We start from the raw sequence: 25,823 nt of genomic DNA, 5'->3' as shown, positions 1-25,823 counted from the left end.
GCTTAGACAGCGGCTTACAAAACACTCAAAACTCGAAACTGTTCGCCAGCACCTCCTCCGCCACCGCCCGCAGCTCGGCCGGCGTGCCCGCCAGGGCCTCGGCAGGGTCCGCCGCTGCGGCGGCGTCCAGCGCGAGCGCGAAGGGTTGCAGCAGGTCGGCCCAGGCGCTTGCGTTCATCAGGTCCCGCAGCGCCGGACCCAGGCCGATGGCGTGACACTCGCTGACTTGTTCGCGGATGCGGGCAAATGCCTCCGCGTTGCCGGCCGCTGCGGCTTGGGCCAGACGGTCCAGCGCCTGACGGGCCAGATCGCGGTTGCCGAGCCAGAGGTGGGCTTGGAGCAGTAGCGGCGCGTGCCCGAGCTGCTCGGCTCCATGCGAAGTGGACCCGGCACCGTCATCGGCGATGCGCTGCGCGTCCGCGCCGACGCGCGCAATGATCTCTCGATACGCCTCATCGGCCTGCGGGCCGGCGCGCGGGCGGGCGAGGGCGGGCATCGCGTCGCCGCCGTACCAGAGCCGCAAAAATTCCACGAGCCAATCAAGGCGCCGGCGCACGCGCCGGGAGGGGTAGCGCATCAGGTACCAGACGTTGAAGAGCCGCTCGGCGGCTTGGTAGCCGGCCTTCTTGCTGGCCTTGAGCGGCGCCTTCTCGATGAGCCCTTCCGCTTCCAGCCGCACGAGCTGGCCGCTGACCGTGTTGGTGGGGACGCCGGCGAGCTCGCCCAGGGTGCGGGCGGAGACGGGCGCCCAGTGCTCCAGCAGGTGCGCGAGTAGCTTGCGCGCCTGGTCGGACAGGGATTCCATGCGTGCCTGGTAGCGCGGGGTCATGCTGTCGAGCAGCCGGCACAGGTCGCTGTGGACGTCGTCGGCGCCGCCGGCGGCGAAGAGCTCGTAGAGCATCACGGTGGTGCGCGGGTTGCCGCCGGTAATGGCGCGCAGGGCCCTGAGCCATTCCGGGCGCTGGTCCAGCGTGCGGGCCATCTCGCGCTCGCCGGCCGCGCCGGTGAGGCCGCGGCCGGCGCCGAAGGTCCGCGCCAGGGCGAGCATGGCGACGCGCATCTCGGCGACCTGGAGTGGGCGCAGCTCCAGCCGGTCGAAGAAGTCCCAAAAGGCATCTTCGTAGGCATGCTCGGCCTCCAGCGCCTGCGAGCTGGTGCCGAGCCAGAAGATGCCGCTGTCGTGGGAGAGGGTGCTGCGCAGCCGCCAGAGCGGCGTCGCGCCGCCATCCGCGCGGCCCGGGTCGCGGGGCCGCTTGGCGCGGGCAGCCCCGGCTACGGCCCCGGCGATGTTGGCGAGGATCAGATCCGTGCTGTCGATGAGGAGCAGCAGGCGCCGGCCATTGGCCGCCACCCAAGCCGTGAGGGCCGTGAGCGCGGCGGCCTCGCGCGCTTCGATCGGCAGCTCGCCGATGCGCCGAATCTCGGCGTCGAGCCCCTTAAGCTCCGCGGGCGATGCGCCCTCGCGCTCGCGGGCATCGGCGAGGGCATTGAGCACATTCCGCCACAGCTCCGCGAGGGTGCTGACGGTGTACTGCTCTTCCGGAAAGGTCACCGCGATCCAGCGGGCGGCAAGGTCCGGATCATCCGCAACGGCCAGCGCAAGGCGGCGCAGCAGCGTGGTCCGGCCCATGCCGCCGGCGCCCGTTATCAGCAGGTGCTGCGCGACCTGCCCGTCGGCCGTCGCGCGCAGCCGCGCCAGCAGATCGGCGAGCTCGCGCGTGCGCACGACGAAGATGGCCCGCAGCTCATCCGGCGCCCAGAGATGCGGGTTGTATTTGACGGTGGCGCCGAGCGCGAGCCCCGCCGCCGCGGGGCTGGCCGGTCTCTGCTCAGCGGGCATGGTTGCGACGCCAGTACTCGCGCAGGATGAAGGAAGGGAAGCGGATGCGATCGCCCGCCGGGCTCAGGTAACCGTCCTCCTCCAGCACGATCATGACTGCATCGAGTCGGGCTGCGCGCCGGTCCGGGTCCGGCTCCAGCTTGGCAAGACGCGCCAGAATCTGGCGCCGGGTGAGGCCATCGTCGGGCTTGGCGACGGCTGCGAGCACGCGCAGCGCGAGGGTCAGGTCGGCCGGATCGAGGTCGCGCTGCAGGCGGCGGTACCAGTGGATGAAGCGCGAGCGCACTGCGAGCAGGCGGTCGAAGCCGTCGTCGATGTCGCTCTGCTGCACGCGCTGCTCGGGGGCGCCGGTCTCCTGCCGGCGGTCTCGCGCCGCGGCCATTGCCGAATCCATCAGCAAATTCAAATAGAACGGCGACAGCCAGCCAACCCGCGCGCACAGATGGCGCAGCGTCTCTTCGGCGGCCGTCCAGCCTTCCCGCGCGCACTCCGCGGCGAGCATCTGCAGGGCCGCCGGCTCGGTAAAGGGGCCGAGCCCGAGATCGAAGCAGTCGTTGAAGTACGTCACCAGCCCGTGGCGGTCCAGCAGGGCGTTGAGGCCGATGGACCCGGAGAAGATGAAGCGACAGACCAGCCCGGATTGCTGGCGCCACGCACGCAGCCACGCCAGCAGACGCACCGTGTCGGCCGGGTCTCTGGCCAGGGCCTTTTCCAGAAAGACGGAGACCTCGTCCAGCAACAACAGCACCGGGGCAGCGGCAAGGCGCTGCTGCAAGCGCGCGGCGTCCGCCGCCCAATCGGCATCGGGCGGACCCTGCAATTCGATGCCGCCACCCATACCGCCCGGCAGCTTGACGTCGATCTTGCGCAGCCGCGACAGCCAGCCGCCCATGGCCCCCGCCGCGCCGCGCGCATGTCCGGACACGGTTGCATCCGGAAAGGCCCCATCCATAGCGCGGATGAACGCGGCCGGGGTATCGAGCCCCTCCAGATCCACCAGCCGACCCAGCAGCCCCCGCTCCGGGGCTTCTTCGGCGAGGCGTTGCAGCACGGAGGTCTTGCCGAGCCGCCGCGGGCCGCTCACGACCACGTGATTGCCTTCGAGATGGCGCCAGAGGGCCTCGCGCTCCGTCTCGCGATCGAAGAAATCGGCACCCTCGGCCTTGTTGCCCAGTCTAATCGGCATGTCGGCACCCCAGCAGGTCGGTGCCGGCATTGTACTTCACAATCGACGCACTTCAAGATTGACGCGCTTTCCCGCAGCATCTCCGGCGCTCGCACCAGCGCAAGAAGAACCCCGGCCTTCGGCAATCGCCGTACCTGGGGCGGTCTGGGTACGCCGGATTCATCCGGCCCCCGGGGGCGGAGGACTTCAGTCCCCCCGGGCCGGCTCCGACCCGTCGCCGCGGCGCAGGATGATCTCCTGGGTCGGATACGCAAAGGCGACTCCCGCGCCCTGAAAGCGGCGGTGAATCGAGAAGTTGATGCCCTGTTGCCGGTCCATGTAGAGGTTGTAGTCGGCGCCGAGCACGTAGTACACGACCTCAAAAACGAGCGCGTGCGCGCCGTACTCGAAGAAGTGCGCACGGTCGAAGCGCACGTCGGCCTGCTCGCGGATGCTCGCCGCAATGAGCCCCGGCACCCGCTCGAGCGTCTCCCGCGGCGTCTCGTAGGTGATGCCCAGCCGGAAGGCGACGCGGCGCTCGCGCATCTGCTTGTAGTTGTGGATGCGGCTCTTCAGCAGATCCGTGTTGGAGACGATCACCTGCTCGCCGGACAGGCTGCGGATGCGCGTGGTCTTCACGCCGATGTTCTCGATGACGCCGAGCGTCTCGCCGGCGACGATGAAGTCGCCGACCCGAAACGGCTTATCCAGGATGATCGCGAGCGAGTTGAAGACGTCGCCGAGAATGCTCTGCACGGCAAAGGCGACGGCGATGCCGCCGATGCCGAGCGCGCCGATGAGCCCGGCGATGGGGTACCGGAACCAGGCCAGCACCGAGATGCCGACGATGATCCAGACGCCGGCGCGCAAAAAGAACAGCAAGAGCCCATAGCCGGTGACGGCAGACGGGTCATGCAACTCCTTGCGGCTGCGTTTGCGCATGAAGTAGTCGCTGAGCGCGGCCGTGACCCAGAGCCCGATCTGCACATACAGCGCCACGACCAGGAGACCCCACAGCCAGTCCCGATACGCCGGCCGTGCGAGCCCCGACAGCACGAGCGCAAGCGCGAAGGCCGCGACCAACACGACCATGGGGCTCGTCTCCTCCACCATCGCGTCCAGCAGGAGCCCGAGCTTGCCCCGCTGCGTGCCCGCGTTGCGGGTGCGTCGCCGCTCAAGCAGGCGCCGCAGCATGCGCTTTGCGAGCGGCACCGCGGCGAGCACCAACAGAAAGATCCCCGCGGCCACGGCCACGTCCCGCACCGTGACGCCCTGATCGTCGATGACGAAGAGCTCGGCGGACCACCAATCGCTGAGCCCCGCCCGGGCATCGCGCAGCCGAACGGCGAGTGAGCGGGCGCCGGCCAGCGGCGCCAGATGCTCCCTCAGCCGCGTGAGCAGCGCCCGGCGCTCGGCGTGCGCGGCGAGCAGCGCGCGGGCGTGGGTCTCCTGCGCCGCCAGCGCCGCGGCGCGGCGCTCGAGCGCCGCGCGCAACGCATCATCAAGCCCCGCATCGGCCAGGCGTTGATCGAGCTTGAGCTGCAGGTCCCGCAGCGCGTTCAACTCGCCCTCCAGGTAGTCGATCCCTTCGGCGAGCGCGGTAAGCGACTGCTCCGCCTCCTGCTGCCAGGCGACCGCGGGCGCTGCCTCGGGCTCGGTCAGCACGGCGTGGCGACGGCGCCAGAGCGCCTCCATGGCGGCAATGTCGTCCAAGGTCTGCTGCACGGACTCGATGCCCTGGCGGGCGGCGGTCACCTCCGCCATGCGGGCATCGACCTCGGCGTCGAGCAGGTCGAGCCGCCCGTTGGCCGCCCCGCCATCGGCGGCGCCGCGGGCACGCCTGGCCTCGTACAACGCGCTGTCGGCGGCGTCGGCGCGCTCTTCCAGGCGCTCCAGCGTCTGCCGCTGGGCTCGCGTGCGTGCCCCGAGCCGCTCAAGCTGCTCGGCGAGCGCCGCGTCGTCGAGCACCGCGCGGGGCTCCACATGCTCGATCTTGAGCCCGAGTAGCCCCGCCTCGGCGTCGGCGAGCGACCCCTCGGCGCGGGCGACCTCGACCCGCGTGCCCGCTGCCGCCAACCGCCGGTGGGCCAGCATCTGCTCAAGCCGCGCCGCCTCCAACGCGCGCTCCAGGGCCATGATCTCCGCCGGCCCCGAGCCGTCGGCGCCCGCGCGCTCCTCGGCGGCGACCAGTCGGTCGCGCAGCGCGCGACGCGCACGCGTCGCCTCCGCGAGGGCCGTCCGGGCCGAGCGCAGCCCGCGCTCGGCGCTCGCGAGCCGCCGCGCCGCCGCGCCGCCGCGCGCTCGGCGACGATCCGGCTGCCGCGCTCGGCCAGCAACTGATCCAGCAGCGTGATCGGATAGGGCGGGTCGCCGTTCACGGCCTGCGCGGCCGGGTCGTCGAGCTGCTCGTGCCGCCGCGCAATGGCTGCCTCAAGGTCCCCGCGACGCTGGATCAGGGCAGCGTGGCGCTGCACCTCACGGCGCAAGGCGCGCAGCACCTCGATACGCGGGTCCGCGGCGCCAGCGGCTGGATCAGCCGCCGCCGCGTCATCCGCAGCCGCGGTCTCACCGGCGGCTTCGGCGGCGCCGTCGAGCGCGGCGATGCGCTCGTCGATGATGGCGAGGGCTTGCTCCACGTCCCGCGGGGCTTCGACACGGGCGGGCAGACCCGCGAGCCCGACCTCCGCGGGATCGATGGCGCCGTTGGGCTCCGCCGACGCCGCATCCGCGCCGGGGTCGGCGCCGGTGTCCGCGGTGTCGACGGCATCACCGTTCTCGGCCGCGGCCGGATCGTCCGCAGCATTGAACGCGGCGCCGAGACCCGGCATCTGCGCGCTGGCAGGCGCGGCGATGATGATCTGGCAGGCAAACAGGAACAGGCCGAGCGCGGCGAGCGCCCGGCGCGTGATGCGTCGGGTCATTGAAGAACAGCTTGGTTGCGGGTGCATGACGTAGATCGGCGCACCGCCCCCGCGGCGCACCGATCGGCGGCGCCCGACCCGATGCAACATCGGTGCCCCGCCCCCGCGAGCGCCCGACGACACCCGCCTTGAGGCCGCCTTCACGACCGCCCGGGCCGCCAGGCACGGGACGCCGACCGGGGCAATTGCCCCAACCCGGCTCTTCTGCACCGCCTCGGCGGTGGCTCAAGCGGCAGCCGGCCCGCCGCAGGCGCAGGCGCAGAACCATCGGGCACGGTCGCGCTCGGGGCTGCGGAGGCTCGGTCGCACCACGCGACGCCCCCGATCCGCCGCTCAGTCCGCCGCGCGTCACGCGTCGGGCGGTTCGCCGGTGATGCTGTCGGCGCGCTCCATGTCCTCCATGTACACACGCGCTTCCTCGCCGGGGTCCGGCAGGCCTGACACCTTCCAGGCCTCGACGAGCCCGCCGAACAGCGACGTCACACAGGCCTCGTCGTCGAGCGCAAGATCGCGGCACAGCAGCCGCTGTACGGGCAGCCGGTGCTCGGTCAGCCAGCCAGTGCGCAGGTGCGCGATGACGCGCCAGTGGTCGACGGCAAGCTCGCCGATGCCGAGCTGGTGCGCGACGTCCGCTGCCATCTGCGCGTTCCAGCGCATGGGGTCGCGCAGGAAGCCGTGGGCATCCACGGGCAAGCTGCGCGGGCCGAGGGTTGCATCGTTCATGGTCAAGCTCCGCTGCACGGGCGCGGGCGCCATAGGGCGCGGCCCGGGCTTTCCATAGCCCAATGCAACGGCCGGACCAGCGGTAACGCTCCAACCGGCATCGCAGTGCCGACCGCCGGGCGCAGACGCCGAGCACCGTCTGGCTACGGCACTTCCACCGCCGCCGGGGCATAGCGACCCGCCCGTCGGCGCCGGCAGCCTGCCCGCGCCCCCCGGCTGGCACCCGCTTTGCTTCCAGGTCTACCGAGGCAGAGCCGCAGACCGACCAGGGCACGGCGCGTCGTCTTGCGCAGCCCGCTCGTTGCCGCAAGTGAACTGAAGCGCCGCGGCGGGCTCCCTTGGCCCTCAGCCCTAGGCCCTTCTGCCCTTGAGCGCCTCGTCGCCACGCAACTCGGCTCATCTGCAAGCATTTGGCGCCGTCAAGCAATCGCCGCCGGGCATAGCGACGCCGGGGCATAGCGACCAGAGGTCGATCCAAACCATCGTCCAAGCACCGGGAGCAACGCCGACATGTCGAAGCGATCCGTCATGGCCGCCCTGACGCGCCTGCGCAACCTGTTTCTGCAGGGCATCGCGCTGCTCGCGCCGCTCACCCTGACCATCGCGCTGCTCGTGTGGCTCGGCCACTCGGTGGAGGCGCTGGTGGGCGGCGCCCTCGCCGGGCTGCTGCCGCAAGGCTGGTACGTGCCGGGGATGGGGCTCGCCGTCGGCGTGCTGCTGACGCTCGCCGCGGGTCTGCTCGCCAACATCTTTCTGGTGCGCTGGGTGCTGAACCTGCTGGAGCGGGTGCTCGACCGCATCCCGCTGGTCAAGAGCCTGTTTCAGGGGCTGAAAGACGTGGCGCGTTTTCTGGAGCAGGGTGCGGACAAGCAGTTCGGTCGCCCGGTGACCGTCGCGCTGCCCTTGGGCGACGGTGGCGGCAAGATCGAGCTGGTGGGCTTCATGATGCAGGAGCCGGCCGCCCTGCCCCGCGCGGGCGTCGGCGACGCAACCGACGCGGACGGGCGCGTCGCGGTGTACCTGCCCATGAGCTACCAAGTGGGCGGCTACACGCTGTATCTGGACAGCGCCCTGGTGCAGTCGCTCGATGTGCGCTCGGATGACGCGCTGCGCGCGGTGCTGACCGGCGGCGCGCTCGGCCGAGGGCGCCGACCCAGCCGCGGCCGCGGCCCGGCCGTGCCCGCTGCCGACGCGAGCACCGCGGCCGCCGGACACGACGGCGCGGCGCGCCGCCGCTAGGCCGGCACTTGACGCCCCGCGTGCTACAGGACCGATCCGGCGATGCCTGAGCCAACCCGGCATGCAGGCCTGCGCCGGGCCGTCATCGGCCTGCTCGTCTTGCTCGCCCTAGCCGCGCTCGGCGCCGCGGGCTGGCTGTTTCGGGACGAGCTGAGCGCGCTGCTCGACGCGCCGGGCGACGGCAACGAGTCGACCCGCCCGCCGCCGCTGGTGGAGACGGCACCGGCCGAGCTGCGCCGCGTCGAGGCCCGCATTAGCGCCACCGGCACGCTCGAAGCCCCGGAGGCGGTCATCATCACCGCCGATAGCCCGGGGCGCGTCGCCGCCGTGCTGTTCGAGGAGGGCACCGCGGTGGCTGCCGGCGAGCCCCTGCTGCGGCTGGAGCGCGAGCGCGCCGCGGCCCGCGTCGAGGAGGCGCGCGCGCAGCTCGCCGAGAAGCGCCAAGACCTGGCGCGCATGCGCGAGCTGCGCGGCGAGCAGTTCGTCTCGCCGGCGGAGCTGGAGCGCGCCGAGGCCGCCGCCGAGTCCGCCGCGGCGGCGCTCACGGTGGCCGAAGAGGACCTCGGCGACCGCGAGATCGAGGCCCCCTTCGCCGGGGTCATCGGCCGCCGGCATGTCAGCGTCGGCGCGCTGCTCGATCCCGGCACGCCGGTGGCGGATCTGCGCCGCGTGGACCCGTTGGACCTGTTGCTCGACGTGCCGGAGACGGCGCTCGGGCGCATTGCCGCCGGCCAGCGCGTGACGGCCACGACGCCGGCCTACCCGGAGCGGACCTTCACCGGCGAGGTCAGCTTCATCGGCACCGCCTTGGACACCGCCACGCGCACCTTGCCGTTGAAGGCGACGCTGCCGAACCCGGACCGGCTGCTGCGCCCCGGCATGTTCATGCGCGCCGCCGTCGTCACCGGCGAGCGCGAGCTCGTCACCGTGCCGGAGGCGGCCGTCATCGCCCGCGGGCCGACCGAGCACCTGTTCGTGCTGGTGCCGGGCGACGACGGCGCGCCGCCGACGGTGACGCGTCGGCAGGTGGCGACGGGGCTGCGCCGCGCCGGCTGGGTGGCCATCGAGCGCGGCGTCGACGCCGACGAGCAGGTGGTCGTCGGCGGGCTCGCGGCGCTGCGCGACGGCGCGACGGTGCGCACCGGGCCGCCGGACGCTGCCGCAGGCTCGCCCGAGTCCGCAGGGGCGCAGCAGCCCGGAGCGCGCGAGCCATGATGCTGACCCGCCTCGCCGTCACCCGGCCCGTGGCGGCCACGGTGCTGTCGCTCTTGATCATCGTCATCGGCGGCGCGGCACTGCTGGGCCTGCCGGTGCGCGAGTACCCGGATATCGATGATCCCACCATCACGGTCAGCGTTATCTACCCCGGCGCCGCCGCCGGCGTGGTGGAGCGCGAAGTCACCGAGCCCATCGAGGAGGCGGTGAGCGGCATCGACGGCGTGCGCCAGATCCGCGCGACCTCCACCGACGGGCGCGCGCAGGTGGAGGTGGAGTTCCTGCTGAGCCGCGACCTGGACCTCGCCGCCGCCGATGTGCGCGACCGCGTCTCGCGCATCAGGAACGAGCTGCCGGACGCGGCGGAGGACCCGGAGATCGCGCAGCAGTCGCTGCAGGGCCAAGTGGTCATGTGGGTCGTGCTCACCAGCGAGCGCCTGAGCCGGCTCGACCTCTCGGACTTGGGCGAGCGCGTGCTGGTGGACCCGCTCTCGACCGTGCCCGGCGTCGCGCAGGTGCTGTTCGGCGGCGAGGAGCGCTACGCCATGCGCATTCACCTGGACCTGGACCGCCTCGCGGCGCACGACCTGACGGTGCTGGACGTGGAGCAGGCGCTGCGCGCGCGCAACCTGGAGCTGCCGGCCGGCCGGCTGGTGGGCGAGACGCGCGAGCTGACGCTGCGGACCATGACGGAGCTGAAGGCGCCCGCCGGCTACCGGGATCTGATCCTGAAGGACGTAGACGGCGTGGAGGTGCGCTTGGGCGACGTCGCGGATGTCGAGTACGGCCCCGAGTCCTATCGCACCGGCGTGCGGCTCGACGGCGAGGACGCCGTCGGACTCGGCGTGGTGCGCCAGTCCGGCTCCAACCTCGTCGCCATCTCCCACGCGGTGCGGGCGCGGCTTGATGAGCTGGCCCCGCGCATCCCGGACGCGGTGCAGGTCAGCGTGCCCTACGACGCGGCGACCTTCGTCGAGGCGTCCATTCGGCAGATCGTGCTGACGCTGTTCTTGACCATCGGGCTCGTCATCGCCGTGGTGTTCCTGTCGCTCGGCTCGTGGCGCGCGACCCTGGTGCCGACGGCGACCATCCCGGCCTCGGTCATCGGCGCCTTCATGCTGCTCTACGTGCTCGGCTACTCGGTGAACGTGCTGACGCTGCTGGCGCTGATCCTGGCCATCGGCATGCTGGTGGACGACGCCATCGTCGTCGGCGAGAACGTGTTCCGCTATTCCGAGCAGGGCAAGCCGCGGCTCCTGGCGGCGGACCTGGGCGCCGGCGAGGTGGCCTTCGCCGTGATTGCCACCACCACGGTGCTGCTCGCGGTCATCACGCCGCTCGGCTTCCTGCCGGGGGACACGGGGCGACTGTTCGGCGAATTCGCCGCGGCCATGGGCGGGGCGCTGGCCATCTCCAGCCTCGCGGCGCTCACCATCGGCGTAACCGTGGCCGCGAAGCTCATCGACGCCGAGCGCATCCGCGCGAACCGTTTCCAGACGCGCGTCAGCGGCCTGTTCGAGGCCGTGGCGGCCGGCTACGCGCGGCTGCTCGGCGCCGTGCTCAGGCTGCGCTGGCTGGTGCTGCTGCTGGCGCTGGCGCTGGTGGCGGGCACGGTTTGGCTGTATCGCACGCTGCCGCGGGAGCTCTCGCCGCGCGAGGACCGCGGCGCGGTGTTCATCCCCGTCGCCGCGCCGGAGGGCGCGACCATCGGCTACATGCAAGACGTGCTCGCGGACATCGAGGCGCGGCTGCTGCCGCTGACGGGGCCGGACGGGCCGGCCGAGCACGTCATCGCGCTCATCGCGCCGCGGAGTCGCGGCCAGGGACCGGTCAACTCCGCCATCGTGATCCTGAAGCTCAAGCCCTGGGGGGAGCGCGACGCGAGCCAGTTCGACGTGACGCGCCGGGTGCTGCCGCTGCTGGCCGGCGTCACCGGCGCGCAGGCCTTTGCCGTGAATCCGCCGAGCATCGGCGGCGGCTTCGAGCAGCCGGTGCAGCTCGCCATTACCGGCCCGCGGCTGGAAGCGGTGCAGGCGGTGGCCGAGCAGGCGCTGGCCGAGGCGCGCGCGCTGCCCGGCATCGCCCAGGCGCGGCTCGACTACCAGCCCACCAACCCGCAGCTTCAAATCCGCGTGCGCCGCGACCGGGCCGCGGCGCTCGGCATCCCGCTGGCCGACATCGGCCGGACGCTGCAAATCCTGATGGGCGGCGAGGACATCACGGACTTCTCCGTCGATGCCGAGACCTACGAGGTCATGGTCCGCGCCCGCGCGCCGGACCGCGACGCGCCGGAGGATTTGGATCGGGTGCAGTTGCGCACCGGCAGCGGCCGGCTCGTGGCCCTGTCCGGACTCATCGAGACCGAGCTGGTCGGCCGTGCCGCCGAGCGCAAGCGCGTGGACCGGCTCCCGGCCCTTACCCTCCAGGGCTCGCTCGCGAGCGGCTACGCACTCGGCGACGTGGTGGACCGACTCCAGGCGCGGGTGCGCCCGCTGCTCGCGCCGGAGATGCAGTTGCGCTGGCTCGCCGCGAGCGATGACTACCAGCGCCAGGGGAGTGCCTTCCAAGTCGCCTTCGTGCTCGCGCTGGTGATCGTGTTTCTGGTGCTGGCGGCACAGTTCGAGAGCTTCGTGCAGCCGCTGGTGCTCTTGGCCGGCGTGCCGCTCGCGCTGTTCGGGGCACTCGCCGCGCTCGCGCTCGGCGGCGGCAGCATCAACATCTACAGCCAGATCGGCTTCATCCTCGCCATCGGCATCATGGCCAAGAACGCGATCCTGCTGGTGGAGCTCATCAACCAGTTGCGCGACCGCGGCGAGGACTTCCGCCGCGCCGTGGAGCAGGCGGCGCGGGTGCGCTTTCGGCCGATCCTGATGACCTCCATCGCGACCCTGTTCGGCGCGCTGCCGCTGGCGCTCGCCGTCGGCCCCGGCGCCGAGACGCGCGAGATCATCGGGCTCACCATCATCGGCGGCGTCATCGCCGCGACCCTGTTGACGCTGTTCCTGGTGCCAGTGCTCTACCTGCTGCTCGCGCGCAAGAGCCGCCCGCGCGCGGCGCTGGCGCGAGCGCTGGAGGCGGAGAGAGAAGGGGCTAGGGGCTAGGGGCTAGGGGCTAGGAGACCGACGAATCGTGCTCGTCGCTATCGGCATCGGTATCGAAATCGAAATCGAACGGAGCGGCAGCCGATCCCGATCCCGATCCCAACGCACCTGGCCAGTCCGACGCCCCGTCGAAGCTTGACCCATCTGCAATCGAATGGGCGCTGACGGTTGTTGACTGGAGTGTTGACCTCCAGGTCAACACAACCACAGAGCGCGATGCCCCCTGCAAAAGGGCCGAGGGCCGAGGGCCAAGGGAGCCCTCCTTGGCCCTCGGCCCTCGGCCCTTTTGCCTGCAAGCGCCTTGTCGTCGTGAAACTTGACTCATCTGCAAGCATTCGGCGTCGTCAAGCAATCTAGCCCAGCGCCGCGATCAGGGTGCGGCAGAAGGCCGGCAGGTCGCCCGGGTGGCGGCTCGAGATCAACGGGCCGTCCTGCACCACCTCGCTGTCTTCCCAGTGGGCGCCGGCGTTCTCGAGGTCGTCGCGGATGGACGGCACCGACGTTACCCGGCGGCCGGCGACGATGCCGGCGGAGATCGGCACCCAGCCCGCGTGGCAGATGAAGGCCACGGGCCGCCCGAGCTCCGCGATACCCCGCACCAGCGCGAGCAGGGCCACATCACGGCGCATGCGGTCCGGCGCATAGCCGCCGGGAATCACCAGCGCGTCGAAGTCGCCGGGCGCGGCGGTGCTCACCGGCGCATCCGGCTCGGCCGCCAAGCCGTGCTTGCCGCGATAGCTGTGCTTACCGGTGCCGAGCAGCATCACGTGGGCGCCGGCCTCGCGCAGGCGGATCACCGGGTACCAGAGCTCTAGGTCTTCGAACAGGTCCTCCACGAGGACGCCGATGTTGCGCCCGGCGAGTGGTTCTGCCGTCGCGAGTGGTTCTGCCATCGCTTTTGCCTCCGGTTGAGTCGGCGGTGGTTGAGTCGGCGGTGGGTGCATCGCCGCGGACACCTGCGCCCGCGCCGGCCCCGCGCCGGCCCCGCGCCGGCATAGCTCAGCAGGGTCGATGCCAGAGTCGGCAGGGTCGATGCCGGCCAACCGGCTCCGACCCCGCGCGACGCCGCGCTCGACTCCCGAACGGGCTCGCGCTGCGCCGCCGGGGGTTCTCGGCCGATTCCGGCGCAAATGCCCCGCGGCAACGCCCGCAGCACAGAGGCAGCACCCCGCTCGGCCCGGCAGCGTCCGGCCCCGCTCGCGTGCCCGAGCACGCGCCGCAGCACGCGCATCCGCGGCCGCGTAGCCGATCTGGCGCATGCCTTGCTGTTGGCTCGTCGAGCCGCCGTGTGGAGTCGGCCGGAATGGCGGCTTGCTGTTTCGCAGCGCTCGATATCGACGGCAACGGCGCGCTCTCGAAGCAGGAGGCCGCGGCGCTGCCGCGCCTCGCGGGCTACTTCGACGAGCTGGACGCGGACGCCGACGGCGAGCTCGGCCCGTCGGAGTTTCAGGGGGAGCTGAACACGCCGTCGCAGCTCGGCGGCGGCGAGGGCTGGTCCTTCGTTGCGGGGATCCCGAGGCCGGGGTCCCTCGTTGTCGAGTCGTTGTCGTTGTCGTTGTCGTTGTCGTAATCGGGCGTGAGTTCGGGCCGTAATCGAACATTCACGATCCCGATCCCGATGGCGATCCCGACCCCGACCCCGATCCCGATTTCGATTTCGATTTCGACGCGCCTGGCCAGTCCGACGCCCCGTCGAAACTTGGCTCATCTGCATACATTCGGCGCCGTCAAGCAATCCAGGAGACCAGTCATGCCCCCAACCGCACCCTTCGGGTCGCGCGCGCCGCGCACCCGACTCATGCCCGGCGGCGGGCCGCCCTGGCGCAGATATGCGCTGGCCGCCGTGGCGATCCTCGTGCTCGCCGCGGTCTTGAACATCGCCATCGCGCCGCCGGCGCCGACCGAGCTCAGCTACACGGCCTTCAAGGAGGCGGTGCGCGACGGGCGCGTCGCCGAGGTTACCTTCGATGGGGACAGCATCCGCGGACGCTTCCACGCCGAGGCCGACGGCACCGCGGCAGGCGACGGCGCTCCGGACGAGCAAGGCAAGCCCGCAACGACAACGGACAACGCCGAAGCCGCACTCGGCGAGCGCTTCACCAGCACCAAGCCCGGGGTGGAGGACCCGGCGCTGCTGGAGCTGTTGGAGCGCGAAGGCGTGGAGGTCGACGCCGAGCCCGCCGACAGCGGCCTGTGGGCGCGCATGCTGCTCTCCGTGCTGCCCTGGGTGCTGATTCTGGGCGGCTTTCTGTACATCAGCTATCGCATGCAGCAGCGCCTGATGGCCGGCGGCGGCAAGGGCGGCGGCCTCTTCGACTTCGGCAAGTCCAAGGCGAAGCGTTTTCGCGCCGAGGACTCGCAGGTGGGGCTCAAGGACGTCGCGGGGCTTGAGAACGCCAAGGCGGACCTCGCCGAGATCATCGGCCATCTCGCGGAGCCGGAGCGCTTCCGCCGGCTCGGCGCCAAGATGCCGAAGGGCGTGCTGCTGGTGGGGCCGCCCGGTACCGGCAAGACGCTGCTCGCGCGCGCCGTCTCCGGCGAGGCGGGCGTGCCCTTCTTCAGCATGTCGGGCTCGGAGTTCGTGGAGATGTTCGTCGGCGTCGGCGCCTCGCGGGTGCGCGACCTGTTCGAGACCGCCAAGCGCGCCGCGCCCTGCGTCATCTTCATCGACGAGATCGACGCCGTCGGTCGCTCCCGCGGCGCCGGCATGGGCGGCGGCCACGACGAGCGCGAGCAGACCTTGAACCAGATCCTAAACGAGATGGACGGCTTCACGCCGCATGAGGACATTGTCGTGCTCGCCGCCACGAACCGCCCGGACGTGCTCGACACGGCGCTGCTGCGCCCGGGGCGCTTCGACCGCAAGGTGTACTTGGAGCTGCCCGGCCGCGAGGCGCGCCGCGCGATTTTGGACATCCACGCCCGCAAGGTCCGCGTCGCCGACGACGTCGACCTGGATCGGCTCGCCGCCCGCACGGTGGGCTTTTCCGGTGCCGACCTCGAAAACCTGGTGAACGAGGCGGCGCTCCTCGCCGGGCGCACCCACCAAGACGAGGTGGACATGCGGCACTTCGCCGAGGCCCGCGACAAGCTCGTGCTCGGCGCCGAGCGCGAGCAGGGCATCGGCGACGAGGAGCGCCGGCTGGTGGCCGTGCACGAGTCCGGCCACGCGCTGCTGGCCTGGCTGCTGCCGCACGCGGACCCGCTGGATAAGGTGACCATCATCCCGCGCGGGCGGGCGCTCGGCGCCACCGAGCAAGTGCCGGAGGAAGACCGCCACACCTACCGCGCGAGCTACCTGCGCGACCGGCTCGCCGTCATGCTCGGCGGGCGCGTGGCCGAGCGCGTGGTATTCGATGAGGTCACCACCGGCGCCGAGGCGGATCTCGACAACGCCACCCGACTGGCGCGGCGCATGGTGAGCTACTGGGGCATGAGCGACGTCATCGGCCCCGTCGCCTTCAAGCGCGGCGAAGAGCACGTCTTCCTCGGCCGCGAGATGGCCCGCCCGCCGGACTTCAGCGACACCACGGCCGCCCGCATCGACGATGAGATCACGGCGCTGATCCGCGCCGTGGAGGAGCACGCCATCAACCTCGTGCGCCGGCACAAGGACGCGCTCCTGCGCCTCGCCGACCGCCTGCTGGAGGCCGAGACCCTGGACCGCGAGCAGATCGACCGGTTGCTCCAAGAGGACCTGAACGCCGAGCCGGCACGGGCCGCGCAAAGCTGACGCCGAGCGCGCCGCAGCCGGAGCGCGACCGGGCTGGGTATTGCCACCACCGCCCGGGGCAGATGGCCCGATGCCGGGCCCATGCGTCGGGGAGTCCAACCGGCCCCGGCGCCCGCTGCGGCCGCAGGACTGCTGCGCGACACGCACGGCGGTCGGCTTCGGCATGGCGGTTGCTGCATTGTCGGAAACCTCCCCGGCAGCCCAGCGGGCGCCGACCCATCGGTCGCAGCGCCCCGCCTCGGGCATGCCGGACTTCCGACATCCAGCGCCGCCACCGGCGGCAGGAGAATACCCCAATGAAGCAAGAGACTCTGCAAAAGCGCAACCGCATGGGCCTCGCGGCGGTGCTCATCATTGCCCTCTTCCCGCTGGCCCTGCTCACCCTCGGACCCCGGTTCGCGACGGAAGAGATGGAGGAGCGCGCCGAGGCCGGCGAGCGCAACAACGAGCCGGCGCAGCGTTTTCCGGACAGCGCTTACGGCCTGCCTCAGGTCACCGGCGCCGCCGCCGACACCACCGTGGTGGACGTGACCCGCGACAGCGGACTATTTCAGCGCTTCAATGAAGCGCTGCAGCAGGCGGGCTTCGAGCAGGTGTTAAACGGGCCGGGGCCGCTCACGCTGTTCGCGCCCACCGACGAGGCCTTCGAGGCGCTCCCCGCGGATCAGCGCGACGCCCTGCTCCAAGACCGCGAGCGGCTCACCGCGCTGCTCAGCAACCACATCGTCCGCGGCAGGCTCTCCGCGACGGACCTACTCCAGCGCGACCAGGTGCAAACGCTGGGCGGCGAAACCCTCCGCATCGATGCCGGCGGCGGCCCCGCCATCAGCTTCGGCAACGCCGACATCGTCAGGGCCGACCTCGTCGCCGGCAACGGCGTCGTGCACATCGTCGACAGCCTCAATCTCTGACGCCGGGCTGAAAGGGCCGCGGGCCGAGGACGTCGTCCTTGACCCTCGGCCCTTGTCTAGTCCAGCTAGCTGACACTCACGCGCGGCGCCACCCCCTGCCACCGCCCTTCCAGCAAGTCGCGGACCCGCTCGCGCAGCACCGTCTCCAGCACTTGGGGCGACGGCGCCATGCCCCGATCACGTGCCCCCGCGTAGATCTGCCCGAACAGCACGGATTCACCTTCCCGCCGCTGATGCCCGCCTTCGCTCGGCGCGGCTTTGCGCTCCGCGCGTTTCGTCCGCTCCAGATCGACCCTCGGCGGGGGTAGCCCCCCAGGCATCCTCAGGACCGGCGTCTCCGCCAGGTCTGGCCCTTGGCCGTCCAAGTTGCGAACCTGCACGACGATGCGGGCGCTGACTCCTGCCGACGCTCGCCGGCGCCGACAGGCCTCCCCGTTGACCTCGCGCTGCCGTCCGATCGTGCCGCCCCCAACCACGCCCACCCCGCCTCACGACGACGCAGTTACCCTCGGCTACCGGGCCTTGGCATACCCGGACGCGGACTTACACCGTGCTGACAATGCGCCCTCACGGGCGTACGAGCGCCGGCTTTCAGCCGGCTGTACCCCCGCTGCGCGATCTGTGGCGCGGGGGCCGGGCGGTTGCCCATGCCGCGCCGCCGGGCGGAGGAGCGCGCATGTGCCCGTCTATCGGCCCAGACGCCGCCGACGCGGCATCGAGCCGCGTCGGCGGCGAGCCGGCTGGAAAGCCGGCGATCCCAGTCCACCGAGCCGGCTGGAAAGCCGGTGATCCCAGTCCGCCGAGCCGGCTGGAAAGCCGGCGATCCCAGCGCTTTAGTGTCCGCCGTGCGGACCGCTTGCGTGCGGCAGGCGATGTGGCCGGCACGATGATCGAGGCCCTCTTTTCTTGTGTCGTCTGCGTGAAACGGCGCCATCCGATGGACATGCTGCGGAGGCCGCACCCGGCCCAAGCGATTCGACGCTGACCGCCCGGGCCGGTGTCCGAGTAAATGGGGTCAGGGCAGGGGGCGGATCATCACCTTGCGCCACTTGATGGCTCCGCCCGGGATGCCCCCGGCGCCGGCGGCGTATTGCAGTGAAATCGGTCCTGCCTTGAATTCGTCATTCTGCATGCGGACGGTAACCTGTCCGTTCAGCTCCACGACGGCTTCGGAGCCCTGGATGCGGACCTCCAACGTATTCCACTTCCCGCCGGCCGTCGGGAAGGGTTCCGCAAGCGCGGCGAAGCCGACGATGGCGCCGGTGCTGTACTCCTGCCCCGGGCGCTGGTCGAAGATATTGACTTCGTACGCATTGGCAAAGCCTATCTGTTGCGGATTCTGGGCGCGGAGGAAGATGCCGCTGTTCGTGGTGTGGTCGGCCCAAAACTCGGCATACACCTCGACATCCTCGTAGGCATCCTTGGTCACCAGGTGACCACCCGCGCCCTGATCGGCCACGATTGCGCCGTCCTCGGCGCGCCAATTAGCATCGCCGATGCGATTGAAATGCTCCAAACCCTGCTCACCCTCAATCAGCGTGATCCAGTCCTCCGCGTTTGACGCGGTGGTGAATCCGACCACCAACAGCGCATAACCAACCATCGCCGCATTCAACAACATCTTCATCACGCACCTCCGGTCAAGTGAGACCTCACCGACATGGCAGAACTTGTCGATATCGTAAACAAACATGCGTGCAGGCCAGCCACAGTGCCGCCCACAACGCACGCGCGGAAGCCCCGCGAACAACGACATCGGTCAGAACAACGTATAGATGAACGGTGCCACCGCGGAGCCCTGCGCGAGCACGACCAACCCGCCGAGCAGCAACAGCACGACAATAATCGGCGCAAGCCAGAACTTCTTGCGCACGCGCATAAACTGCCACAGGTCCTGCAATAACTCGAACATCAAAAGGGCCTCTCGAAATGGCATGGGGGTGGCGCCGCGCTCGGCACGCGATAGGTGGTCACGCGATCCTCGCGGCGGCGGCGCAACGGGTCATGCCCCAACAGGCGCATCACCAACCCGATCGGCAGCAGCAGCAGATAGAACACCAGGCCCAGGATGAGCCGCGTATTGATCCAGCCGAGCACCGCCCCGAAGGCCATCCAGCCGCGATAGACCGGTGCCAGGCCGCGCGGCGCAACGAGCGCGAGCAGCCCCAGCGTTGCGGCAATGACCCAGGGCCACCAGGGCAGCCCGCGATCGAACAGCCAGGGCAGCAGCAGCCCGAACAGCGCGGCGACGATGGCCCCGGTGAGCAGCCCGAATTGGCGCAGCAGCACGGGCGTCAGCGTGGTCGTGGTCGTGGTCGTGGTCGTGGTCGTGGTCATCTTGCTTCAATCCAATGCAAACTCGGATCGCCAATCGCTGTCGGCGGCCAGCGCAGGCTGCCGGCGCTTGTCCAGCAGGCAGTTCTCCAGCACCAGGTAATCGAGCTCCGTGCGCATGAAGCAGCGCCAGGCATCCGCCGGGGTGCAGACGATGGGCTCGCCGCGGACGTTGAATGAGGTATTGATCAGCACCGGGCAGCCGGTCTGCGCGTAGAAGGCCGCGAGCAGCGCGTGAAAGCGCGGGTTGGTCTCGGCATGCACCGTCTGCACGCGCGCCGAATAGTCGACATGGGTCACCGCCGGGATCGCCGAGCGCGGCAGGTGCAGCCGCTCGATACCGAACCGCGCCGCCTCGTCCGCCGGTGGCGGCAAGCGGTGCTCGTCGCGCACCGGCGCGACGATGAGCATGTACGGGCTCGCGCAGGTCAGAGCGAACCATTCGCCGACCCGCTCCGCCAGCACCGCCGGGGCGAACGGCCGGAAGGATTCGCGATACTTGATCTTGAGGTTCATCACCGACTGCATCGTGGGATTCCGCGGATCGCCGAGGATTGAGCGTCCGCCCAACGCGCGCGGGCCGAGCTCCATGCGCCCCTGGAACCAGCCGATGACCTTGCCATCGGCGAGCAGCGCGGCCACGCGCGGCAGCAGCTCCGCATCGTCGAGGGCCTCGAAGGGCGCGTCGAGCTCCGCGAGCACCGTGCGGATCTCGGTATTGCAAAACCGCGGGCCGAGATAGCTCCCGGCCATCGCGTCCGGCGGGGCGGGCGTGTGCGCAGCGCTGCCGACCGCGGCTGCCGCTGCCGGCGGGGCGCGGGGCCGATCCAGATATTCATGCCAGACCGACAGCGCCGCGCCGAGCGCGCCGCCCGCGTCGCCGGCCGCCGGTTGCACCCAGAGGTCGGCGAACGGCCCCTCGCGCAACAGGCGCCCATTGGCGACGCAGTTGAGCGCAACGCCGCCGGCCAGACACAGGCGGTCGAGCCCGGTCTCGCGCTGCACCGTGGTCGCGAGCCGCAGCACCACCTCCTCGGTGACGACCTGGATGGAGCGCGCCAAGTCCATCTCGCGCTGGGTCACCTCCGCCTCGGGCTGACGCGGCGGCCCGTCGAACAACCGGGCGAAGCGCCGATTGGTCATCCTGAGCCCGGTCGCGAAGTCGAAGTAGCGCATGTTCAACCGGAAGCTGCCATCCGGCTTGATGTCGATCAGCTCGCGGCGGATCAGGTCCGTGTAACGCGGCTCGCCGTAGGGCGCAAGGCCCATCAGCTTGTATTCGCCGGAATTGACGCGAAAGCCCGTGAAATACGTGAAGGCCGAATACAAAAGCCCGAGCGAATGCGGAAAGTCGATCTGCCACAGGGGTTCGAGCCGGTGCCCGCTGCCGCGCCAGACCGAGGTCGTCGCCCACTCCCCGACGCCGTCGAGACACAGCACCGCCGCCTCGTCGAAGGGGCTCGGGAAGAAGGCCGAGGCCGCGTGCGAGCGATGATGCTCGTTGAACAACAGCGACGGCAGGTCCGCCGCTGGGAGGCCGCCGAGGGCGGCGAGCTCGCGGCGGATTGTCGTTTTCAGGAACAGCTTGTCCTTGAGCCACACCGGCATCGCGGCCATGAACGAGCGGATGCCCCGCGGTGCCGAGCCGATGTAGGTCTCCAGCAGCCGCTCGAACTTCAGCAGCGGCTTATCGTAGAAGCAGACATGGTCGATCTCGGCCAGCGCGAGTCCGGCGTCGCGCAGGCACCAGGTGACGGCCTGGGTGGGAAACCCGGCATCGTGCTTCTTGCGCGAAAAACGCTCCTCCTGCGCCGCGGCCACCACCGCCCCGTCGCGCACCAGCGCCGCGGCGCTGTCGTGGTAGAACGCCGATATTCCCAGAATATTCATCGGTTAAGGCAACTGCGTCATCGCCCGGTTTGGCCCGAGATGCTCATCGGACATCGGAAGCGCGAAGATCGGGGGCGGGATCTATCGTCAGCGCCGCCGCGGGCCGGTAGAACAACCGCTGCGGCGCTGGCAGGGCCGCGAGTATAACGACGCCCGCGCACGCTGCGTGATGTGGCGTCCGCCACGGCCAGACCACCCTGATTAGTCAGGACACTCTGCTTCGTTGGCAGAGGCCGAGGGCGGAGGGCGGCGGGCCAAGGCTGCGGGCGAGGTTCTCGGGGTCGGTCGAGCCGCCATGCTTCTCGGCGATGATGTGGTCGATCTGGTGCGGGGCGAAGCTCAACGGCTCGGGCATTCCGCAGTATTCACAGCGGCCCGCGGCACGCTGATGGACCTGCCGTCTTAGGCTCGCAGGGATGAAGGCGCCGCTCACGACCGCTGGAGTTGCTGCGCGGCACGAATCTTGGCCTTGCGCAGGATCCGCGGCAGACGTGCCTGGTGCCGTCGCAGGTCTGCCGCCAGATCGTCCGGGACGTGCAGGGTGAGTTGCATCCGATTGACTCCTCACTAGAAAAACAACATGGATACCGCAGCAGGCAAAAGGGCCGAGGACCAAGCACCGAGGACCGAGGACCGAGGACCGCAACTCGGCCCTCGGCCCTTGGTTCACCTGCGGCGACGACCGGATTGCGCAAGCAAGCGCTCCGCGCGCTGGTCGGTCTTAAGGCTCTGCCTCGCCAGCCTACAGCGCGTCAAGGCCCTTAGCTTACCGGGGTGCCAGACCGTCGGGAACGCTCGGCGTACAGGTCGGCACCTGCCGGCGGCGGATGCACCGCGACGCGGTTGCGGCCCTGTTCCTTGGCGCGGTACAGGGCCTCGTCGGCGTCGTGGATCAGCGCCTCGTGGTCGAGCTGGCCGTCGGCGACGGCGGCGACGCCGACGCTGATGGTGACGATGCCGAGCGGGCTGCCGGGGTGCTGCAGGCCGAGGTCGGCGATGGCCTCGCGCAGTCGCTCGGCGACCCGCACCGCGGTGGGCAGCCGGGTGTTCGGCAGCACCAGCACGAACTCCTCACCGCCATAGCGGGCGCAGAAGTCACCGTCGTGGCGCCGGCTCTGGTGCAGCACGCCAGCCACGGTCTGCAGGCAGTGGTCGCCGGCCTGATGGCCAAAGCAATCGTTGTAGCCCTTGAAGTGGTCGATGTCGCAGATGATCAGCGACACCGGCAGCGCGCTCGGGCGCAGCGTGCGGACGAACTGCTCGATGAAGTAGCGCCGGTTCGGGATCGAGGTCAGCGCGTCCATCACCGCCTGCGTGCGCAGGTCCGCATAGGCGTGGGACAGCAGTCGGCCGAGCAGCAGGATCGTCAGCCCGCCGGCCAGCGCGATCAGCACATGGCTCCAAACCAGCGCCGCAAGCGGCAGCGGGGCGATCCCCGGCAGCATGATGCTGATGCCGCCGCGCACGTCGCCGAGCGTGTAGCCCTGTTCCTCGTGGCAGGCGAGGCAGGCCTGCTCGACCATCAGCGGTGCCATGTAGCGATAGCTGCCCTGCCCGTTCGCCACCTGCAGCTCGCCGACCTCGGCCACGCCCGCCTCGAAGGCCGCGAGCGCCTCGGCCTCCCACGGGCGCGGGGCGTTCTGCGGGCGGATCGGGTTGCGGCTGGTGATGCGAAACTGCACGCCATCGGTGCGCTCCGCCAGCTCACTCAACTGGCGGGTCATGTAGGCCGGGTTGATCATGGTCAGCATCAGGTCGTCGCTGACGACGATGTCGCGCACCGGCACCTCGAGCCAGGGGTTGGGCTGGGTCTCGGCGCTAACCGGCGCGAACAGGCCACCGTGGCCGGCGTTCCAGCGGCGGGTCAGTACCAGGTGCGCAAACATCGCGCGCGCAGACTGTAACGCCAGGGCCTCGCGGTGTTGCCCGGCCTGATGGAGGTTCCAGCCGAAGGAGGCCGCGACCAGAACCAGCCACACCACGCCCGCCAGGCCCAGCTTGAGCCCGAGGTGCGGTTGCCGTTGTTCACTGAGCGTGAGGCGGCAGGGGCCCTCCTCTGCCGATGCGCGGGAGCCGTCGAGGCCGCAGGCTGGCGCGGCCGCCCCGCGACCGGCCAAGCAACCCTCGGGCGGCAGCCGACCTGGCGGACAGGCAAGCCCGCAGGGGGCAGTGCGTGGTCGGTTCCGAACACCGGCGGGCGCAGCCGCCGCGGACGATTCGGGCGGCGCATCGGGCGGCAATGGCGCTGCGGCGGCAGGGGGTGGGACTGGCGTCATGGTCGGCCACGCGCAGCGCGGCCTCGTTGTTCTGTTGTCATGTCAACGAATCCTAGTCCATTCCGTTCAAGATTTCGCAGATGCTCCCAGCGAAAACACAGTTCCAGCGACAACATGGACGGACACGTTTTCACAGCGTGGCGAGATCCAGGCAATCGACGCCGAGCAGGCGTAAAGCCGCTCCCACAACGCTCCGCCCGCCCTCCCCGTGGGAGCGGCTTTAACCGCGACAGCACCGGCACCGCCCCAATCTCTAACGAGCCCTGCCCATCCCCACAACCTGGATGCCGAGACGATGCGGACCGGGACCGCCGGCTTTCCAGCCGGCTGCGCGCGCCGGGGGCTCGATGCCCCCGGCGCGCGCTCTGCAGCGCCACCGTTGTGCAGCGCGAGCGCCGATACACTGCCCCGTAGCGAGCCGTGTCGCCCGGCCGGAGCAAACGCCGACGGCGCGGCATCGAGCCGCGCCGTCGGCGGGCCGGGGAAAGCCGGCGCTCCCAGTGGCCGCCGTGGCGCCGCCACTACGGTCGAGCAAGCAACGCACTGTTCTGGCGGGTTTTAATCCGGGGATACCTCAGGGTCCGTCCCGGTTTCCCTTCCGTCCCGGTTTCCCTTCGCGGACGCTCCGCCTATACGGATCATCCGCCCGCGCAAGTCAACCTGGCAGGACTTATCATCAACGCTCGCAGCCCAGCCCGGACCACTGCCCAAGGGCGGCTCGGACACCACGGCTCACCGTGCAGCAAACCTCCCACGCAGCCCCCTCACGACCATGGCCCACAGCATCGACCTCTACGAAGCCATCGCCAACGCCCCCGACGAGCGCAAGCGCGCCTTCGTCATCGCCCAAGCCTTCGCGCGCTTCCTGGACCGACACCCCGAGCTGCGCATGTCCAATGAGGAATACCGGCTCGCCGAGCGCGAGCGCCTGCTGCGGGCCGAATTCGACCACCTCCGCACCCTGCTCCACGACACCGAATCGCGCCTCGGCAGGCAGATCCAAGACCTCCGCATCGAGCTGCAAGACACCCGCCACCGGCTCCAGCAGGCCATCGACGCGCAACCCAGACGCTGAACGGGCTCGCCGCGGAGCAGGCCCCGATAAGGCAAGATGACGAATCGCTGGACGCCCGCCGGCATCCGCAGAGAAGAAGAGAACGAGGCCGCGCCCACAAGCGAGTCCTACCGTTCAGGAGACCCCGAATGTCCACACGCGGCTGGTACGACTTCTACGTCATCACCCCGGATCAGGGAATCCTGTCTCTGGGCATGTGCTTCTACAAATGGGGCGACGGCACGCCGGAGAATGCGCTTGAGGAATATCTGCTGTTCCAGGGCCTGCTGCAGCAGCACGGCAACCGCCTTCCCGTCGAATGGCTCGATCGGCTGTTGCGCGAGCAGCTCGGCAACCTGCATGCGCGCTTGCCCCCGCATTTTGCAACCACCGCCTTCCTATTTCTGATTCAGCGTGCCGCGGAAGAAGCCGAGCACGAAAGGTGGCGAGGCCTAGGCGCGCAGTATTGGCAATCGGACCTGCATCTGCGCTTCGCGCTCGATGAGGCCATGGCCGCCGCGCCCTTCGCAATCCCGCCGCATCCCGACCCCCTGTTGGAACGGGTCCGCCGCTTCATCGCAACGGCGCACTACCTGCGCCCTTGGCCAAACTATGCGCTGCGCCTCGACCTGCTGCATTGGCTTCAGTACATCACCCAGCCGACTTGCAACCCGGAAATGACCTCGCTGGCGGGCGACTGGGAAGCGCCCTGGGAAACCGACTTCCGCTACCGACTGTTCTGCTGGATAGACCCGGAAGACCCCTGCCGAATCGACCAACTGGCCATCGAGCTCTGCCAGCGCGACGGTACAGATGTGCTGAACCCCCCGGACCCGAGCGACCATCCGCACACGGAGTGGGAGCGCGAGCAACTGGAGCGACTGCACGCGACCATCCGCGAGCACAATATCGGCATCACCTCCCTGGCCCTGCTCGAGCACGAGTACACGGCCATGCCAGACCGCTTCTTCCGCTTCCACGAGCAGCCCGACCCGGAAGCGACCGCGCGACGCGCGCGCATTAGCGAGCTACGCCCGAGCCGCAACATGCTGGTGCGGCTGATCGAAAAGCGCTTCGGCCCGGAGGTCGCCGCCGCGACCCGGCTCATCATGGAACAAATCGACGATGTCGATCTCCTGCACGCTCTCGCGGAGCCCGTGCTGGACAGCCCCGACAGCGCCACCTGGCTTCGCACCCTGCGGGAGCGCGCCGGCCATCGAGATCGACAGCCGAGCCGACCATCGGCGCCGCCCGCTCGCGGCTAAAGCCGCTCCCACAGCGCCCGCTCTCCCCCGTGGGAGCGGCTTCAGCCGCGACAACTGCCGGGGCCCGCACCGCCCCCTCGCGGCTAAAGCCGCTCCCACAGCGCCCGCTCTCCCCGTGGGAGCGGCTTTAGCCGCGACAACTCCGGGGCCGGCATC

At 70.4% G+C, this 25,823-nt stretch carries 21 protein-coding genes; 9 read left to right on the top strand and 12 right to left on the bottom strand.

The window, feature by feature from the left end; genetic code table 11:
- Positions 1 to 25 precede the first annotated feature (25 nt).
- The 3 genes from ML01_RS11905 to ML01_RS11895 form a co-directional block, all read right to left on the bottom strand.
- On the bottom strand, positions 26 to 1,840 hold the full coding sequence (locus ML01_RS11905) for an AAA family ATPase (RefSeq protein ID WP_058555625.1): 1,815 nt from the start codon (positions 1,838 to 1,840) through the stop codon (positions 26 to 28).
- On the bottom strand, positions 1,830 to 3,026 hold the full coding sequence (locus ML01_RS11900) for an ATP-binding protein (protein WP_156427681.1): 1,197 nt from the start codon (positions 3,024 to 3,026) through the stop codon (positions 1,830 to 1,832). The genes ML01_RS11905 and ML01_RS11900 overlap by 11 nt, the downstream gene beginning before the upstream one ends.
- A gap of 186 nt (positions 3,027 to 3,212) precedes the next feature.
- The gene (locus ML01_RS11895; RefSeq protein WP_058555623.1) at positions 3,213 to 5,141 is read right to left on the bottom strand and encodes a mechanosensitive ion channel domain-containing protein; all 1,929 of its coding nucleotides are present in this window, start codon (positions 5,139 to 5,141) and stop codon (positions 3,213 to 3,215) included.
- A gap of 272 nt (positions 5,142 to 5,413) precedes the next feature.
- On the opposite strand from ML01_RS11895, the gene ML01_RS11885 reads away from it, so the two are divergent.
- The gene (locus tag ML01_RS11885; protein ID WP_058555621.1) at positions 5,414 to 5,929 is read left to right on the top strand and encodes a hypothetical protein; all 516 of its coding nucleotides are present in this window, start codon (positions 5,414 to 5,416) and stop codon (positions 5,927 to 5,929) included.
- A gap of 345 nt (positions 5,930 to 6,274) precedes the next feature.
- On the opposite strand, the gene ML01_RS11880 is transcribed toward ML01_RS11885, so the two are convergent.
- Positions 6,275 to 6,649, bottom strand: coding sequence for a TusE/DsrC/DsvC family sulfur relay protein (locus tag ML01_RS11880; protein ID WP_162268007.1), 375 nt, complete (start codon positions 6,647 to 6,649; stop codon positions 6,275 to 6,277).
- A 510-nt stretch (positions 6,650 to 7,159) separates the two neighbouring features.
- Between ML01_RS11880 and ML01_RS11875 the strand changes: the two genes are divergently transcribed.
- Genes ML01_RS11875 through ML01_RS11865 form a run of 3 tightly spaced genes read left to right on the top strand, consistent with a single transcriptional unit; the run spans position 7,160 to position 12,204 of the window.
- Entirely contained in the window at positions 7,160 to 7,888 is a 729-nt protein-coding gene (locus ML01_RS11875) for a DUF502 domain-containing protein (protein ID WP_058555619.1), read from the top strand.
- Between the two features lie 42 nt (positions 7,889 to 7,930).
- Complete coding sequence (locus ML01_RS11870) at positions 7,931 to 9,103, top strand: efflux RND transporter periplasmic adaptor subunit (RefSeq protein WP_058555618.1); 1,173 nt, start codon at positions 7,931 to 7,933, stop codon at positions 9,101 to 9,103.
- On the top strand, positions 9,100 to 12,204 hold the full coding sequence (locus tag ML01_RS11865) for an efflux RND transporter permease subunit (protein ID WP_058555617.1): 3,105 nt from the start codon (positions 9,100 to 9,102) through the stop codon (positions 12,202 to 12,204). Before ML01_RS11870 ends, ML01_RS11865 begins: the two co-directional genes overlap by 4 nt.
- A 353-nt stretch (positions 12,205 to 12,557) precedes the next feature.
- On the opposite strand, the gene ML01_RS11860 is transcribed toward ML01_RS11865, so the two are convergent.
- Positions 12,558 to 13,097 (bottom strand): type 1 glutamine amidotransferase domain-containing protein, encoded by a 540-nt coding sequence (locus ML01_RS11860; protein ID WP_058555616.1) that lies wholly within the window; start codon positions 13,095 to 13,097, stop codon positions 12,558 to 12,560.
- Between the two features lie 410 nt (positions 13,098 to 13,507).
- Between ML01_RS11860 and ML01_RS30190 the strand changes: the two genes are divergently transcribed.
- The 3 genes from ML01_RS30190 to ML01_RS11845 all read left to right on the top strand — a co-directional run bounded on the left by ML01_RS30190 (position 13,508) and on the right by ML01_RS11845 (position 16,848).
- The gene (locus tag ML01_RS30190; RefSeq protein WP_058555615.1) at positions 13,508 to 13,774 is read left to right on the top strand and encodes a hypothetical protein; all 267 of its coding nucleotides are present in this window, start codon (positions 13,508 to 13,510) and stop codon (positions 13,772 to 13,774) included.
- 180 nt (positions 13,775 to 13,954) lie between these two features.
- The gene (ftsH, locus tag ML01_RS11850) at positions 13,955 to 15,937 is read left to right on the top strand and encodes an ATP-dependent zinc metalloprotease FtsH (RefSeq protein WP_058555614.1); all 1,983 of its coding nucleotides are present in this window, start codon (positions 13,955 to 13,957) and stop codon (positions 15,935 to 15,937) included.
- Between the two features lie 296 nt (positions 15,938 to 16,233).
- Positions 16,234 to 16,848, top strand: a complete 615-nt coding sequence (locus ML01_RS11845) for a fasciclin domain-containing protein (protein ID WP_058555613.1) — start codon at positions 16,234 to 16,236, stop codon at positions 16,846 to 16,848.
- Between the two features lie 1,015 nt (positions 16,849 to 17,863).
- Here the strand turns inward: ML01_RS11845 and ML01_RS11835 are convergent.
- The 7 genes from ML01_RS11835 to ML01_RS11815 form a co-directional block, all read right to left on the bottom strand.
- Entirely contained in the window at positions 17,864 to 18,475 is a 612-nt protein-coding gene (locus ML01_RS11835) for a DUF1080 domain-containing protein (RefSeq protein ID WP_058555611.1), read from the bottom strand.
- A 132-nt stretch (positions 18,476 to 18,607) separates the two neighbouring features.
- The gene (locus tag ML01_RS29955; RefSeq protein WP_173865168.1) at positions 18,608 to 18,760 is read right to left on the bottom strand and encodes a DUF5989 family protein; all 153 of its coding nucleotides are present in this window, start codon (positions 18,758 to 18,760) and stop codon (positions 18,608 to 18,610) included.
- On the bottom strand, positions 18,760 to 19,185 hold the full coding sequence (locus ML01_RS11830; RefSeq protein WP_058555610.1) for an SxtJ family membrane protein: 426 nt from the start codon (positions 19,183 to 19,185) through the stop codon (positions 18,760 to 18,762). The genes ML01_RS29955 and ML01_RS11830 overlap by 1 nt, the downstream gene beginning before the upstream one ends.
- A gap of 6 nt (positions 19,186 to 19,191) precedes the next feature.
- Entirely contained in the window at positions 19,192 to 21,072 is a 1,881-nt protein-coding gene (locus ML01_RS11825; protein ID WP_058555609.1) for a carbamoyltransferase, read from the bottom strand.
- 205 nt (positions 21,073 to 21,277) lie between these two features.
- On the bottom strand, positions 21,278 to 21,505 hold the full coding sequence (locus ML01_RS11820) for an HNH endonuclease (RefSeq protein WP_082674199.1): 228 nt from the start codon (positions 21,503 to 21,505) through the stop codon (positions 21,278 to 21,280).
- Positions 21,502 to 21,624 carry a hypothetical protein gene (locus ML01_RS31045; RefSeq protein WP_256363641.1) on the bottom strand — a complete coding sequence of 41 codons (123 nt, stop codon included), beginning with the start codon at positions 21,622 to 21,624 and terminating at the stop codon, positions 21,502 to 21,504. Before ML01_RS31045 ends, ML01_RS11820 begins: the two co-directional genes overlap by 4 nt.
- A gap of 209 nt (positions 21,625 to 21,833) precedes the next feature.
- Positions 21,834 to 23,189 (bottom strand): diguanylate cyclase, encoded by a 1,356-nt coding sequence (locus ML01_RS11815; protein ID WP_058555608.1) that lies wholly within the window; start codon positions 23,187 to 23,189, stop codon positions 21,834 to 21,836.
- A gap of 931 nt (positions 23,190 to 24,120) precedes the next feature.
- Between ML01_RS11815 and ML01_RS11810 the strand changes: the two genes are divergently transcribed.
- Together ML01_RS11810 and ML01_RS11805 are read left to right on the top strand one after the other, a co-directional pair.
- A complete protein-coding gene (locus tag ML01_RS11810; RefSeq protein WP_058555607.1) occupies positions 24,121 to 24,423 on the top strand; it encodes a hypothetical protein in 303 nt (100 codons plus the stop codon).
- A gap of 128 nt (positions 24,424 to 24,551) precedes the next feature.
- Positions 24,552 to 25,667 carry a hypothetical protein gene (locus ML01_RS11805; RefSeq protein WP_058555606.1) on the top strand — a complete coding sequence of 372 codons (1,116 nt, stop codon included), beginning with the start codon at positions 24,552 to 24,554 and terminating at the stop codon, positions 25,665 to 25,667.
- The last annotated feature ends 156 nt before the right edge of the window (positions 25,668 to 25,823 follow it).

Origin of the sequence: Thiohalocapsa sp. ML1 (assembly GCF_001469165.1) — a bacterium.
Lineage (GTDB): Bacteria > Pseudomonadota > Gammaproteobacteria > Chromatiales > Chromatiaceae > Thiohalocapsa.
This window is presented reverse-complemented; position numbering and strand designations above follow the sequence as displayed.

Bases quoted from the DNA above. Each gene is read 5' to 3' on its own strand.
- ML01_RS11905 (WP_058555625.1), bottom strand. From the start codon at position 1,840: ATGCCCGCTGAGCAGAGACCGGCCAGCCCCGCGGCGGCGGGGCTCGCG.
- ML01_RS11900 (WP_156427681.1), bottom strand. From the start codon at position 3,026: ATGCCGATTAGACTGGGCAACAAGGCCGAGGGTGCCGATTTCTTCGAT.
- ML01_RS11895 (WP_058555623.1), bottom strand. From the start codon at position 5,141: ATGGCCCTGGAGCGCGCGTTGGAGGCGGCGCGGCTTGAGCAGATGCTG.
- ML01_RS11880 (WP_162268007.1), bottom strand. From the start codon at position 6,649: ATGAACGATGCAACCCTCGGCCCGCGCAGCTTGCCCGTGGATGCCCAC.
- ML01_RS11875 (WP_058555619.1), top strand. From the start codon at position 7,160: ATGTCGAAGCGATCCGTCATGGCCGCCCTGACGCGCCTGCGCAACCTG.
- ML01_RS11870 (WP_058555618.1), top strand. From the start codon at position 7,931: ATGCCTGAGCCAACCCGGCATGCAGGCCTGCGCCGGGCCGTCATCGGC.
- ML01_RS11865 (WP_058555617.1), top strand. From the start codon at position 9,100: ATGATGCTGACCCGCCTCGCCGTCACCCGGCCCGTGGCGGCCACGGTG.
- ML01_RS11860 (WP_058555616.1), bottom strand. From the start codon at position 13,097: ATGGCAGAACCACTCGCGACGGCAGAACCACTCGCCGGGCGCAACATC.
- ML01_RS30190 (WP_058555615.1), top strand. From the start codon at position 13,508: ATGGCGGCTTGCTGTTTCGCAGCGCTCGATATCGACGGCAACGGCGCG.
- ftsH (WP_058555614.1), top strand. From the start codon at position 13,955: ATGCCCCCAACCGCACCCTTCGGGTCGCGCGCGCCGCGCACCCGACTC.
- ML01_RS11845 (WP_058555613.1), top strand. From the start codon at position 16,234: ATGAAGCAAGAGACTCTGCAAAAGCGCAACCGCATGGGCCTCGCGGCG.
- ML01_RS11835 (WP_058555611.1), bottom strand. From the start codon at position 18,475: ATGAAGATGTTGTTGAATGCGGCGATGGTTGGTTATGCGCTGTTGGTG.
- ML01_RS29955 (WP_173865168.1), bottom strand. From the start codon at position 18,760: ATGTTCGAGTTATTGCAGGACCTGTGGCAGTTTATGCGCGTGCGCAAG.
- ML01_RS11830 (WP_058555610.1), bottom strand. From the start codon at position 19,185: ATGACCACGACCACGACCACGACCACGACCACGACCACGCTGACGCCC.
- ML01_RS11825 (WP_058555609.1), bottom strand. From the start codon at position 21,072: ATGAATATTCTGGGAATATCGGCGTTCTACCACGACAGCGCCGCGGCG.
- ML01_RS31045 (WP_256363641.1), bottom strand. From the start codon at position 21,624: ATGCAACTCACCCTGCACGTCCCGGACGATCTGGCGGCAGACCTGCGA.
- ML01_RS11810 (WP_058555607.1), top strand. From the start codon at position 24,121: ATGGCCCACAGCATCGACCTCTACGAAGCCATCGCCAACGCCCCCGAC.
- ML01_RS11805 (WP_058555606.1), top strand. From the start codon at position 24,552: ATGTCCACACGCGGCTGGTACGACTTCTACGTCATCACCCCGGATCAG.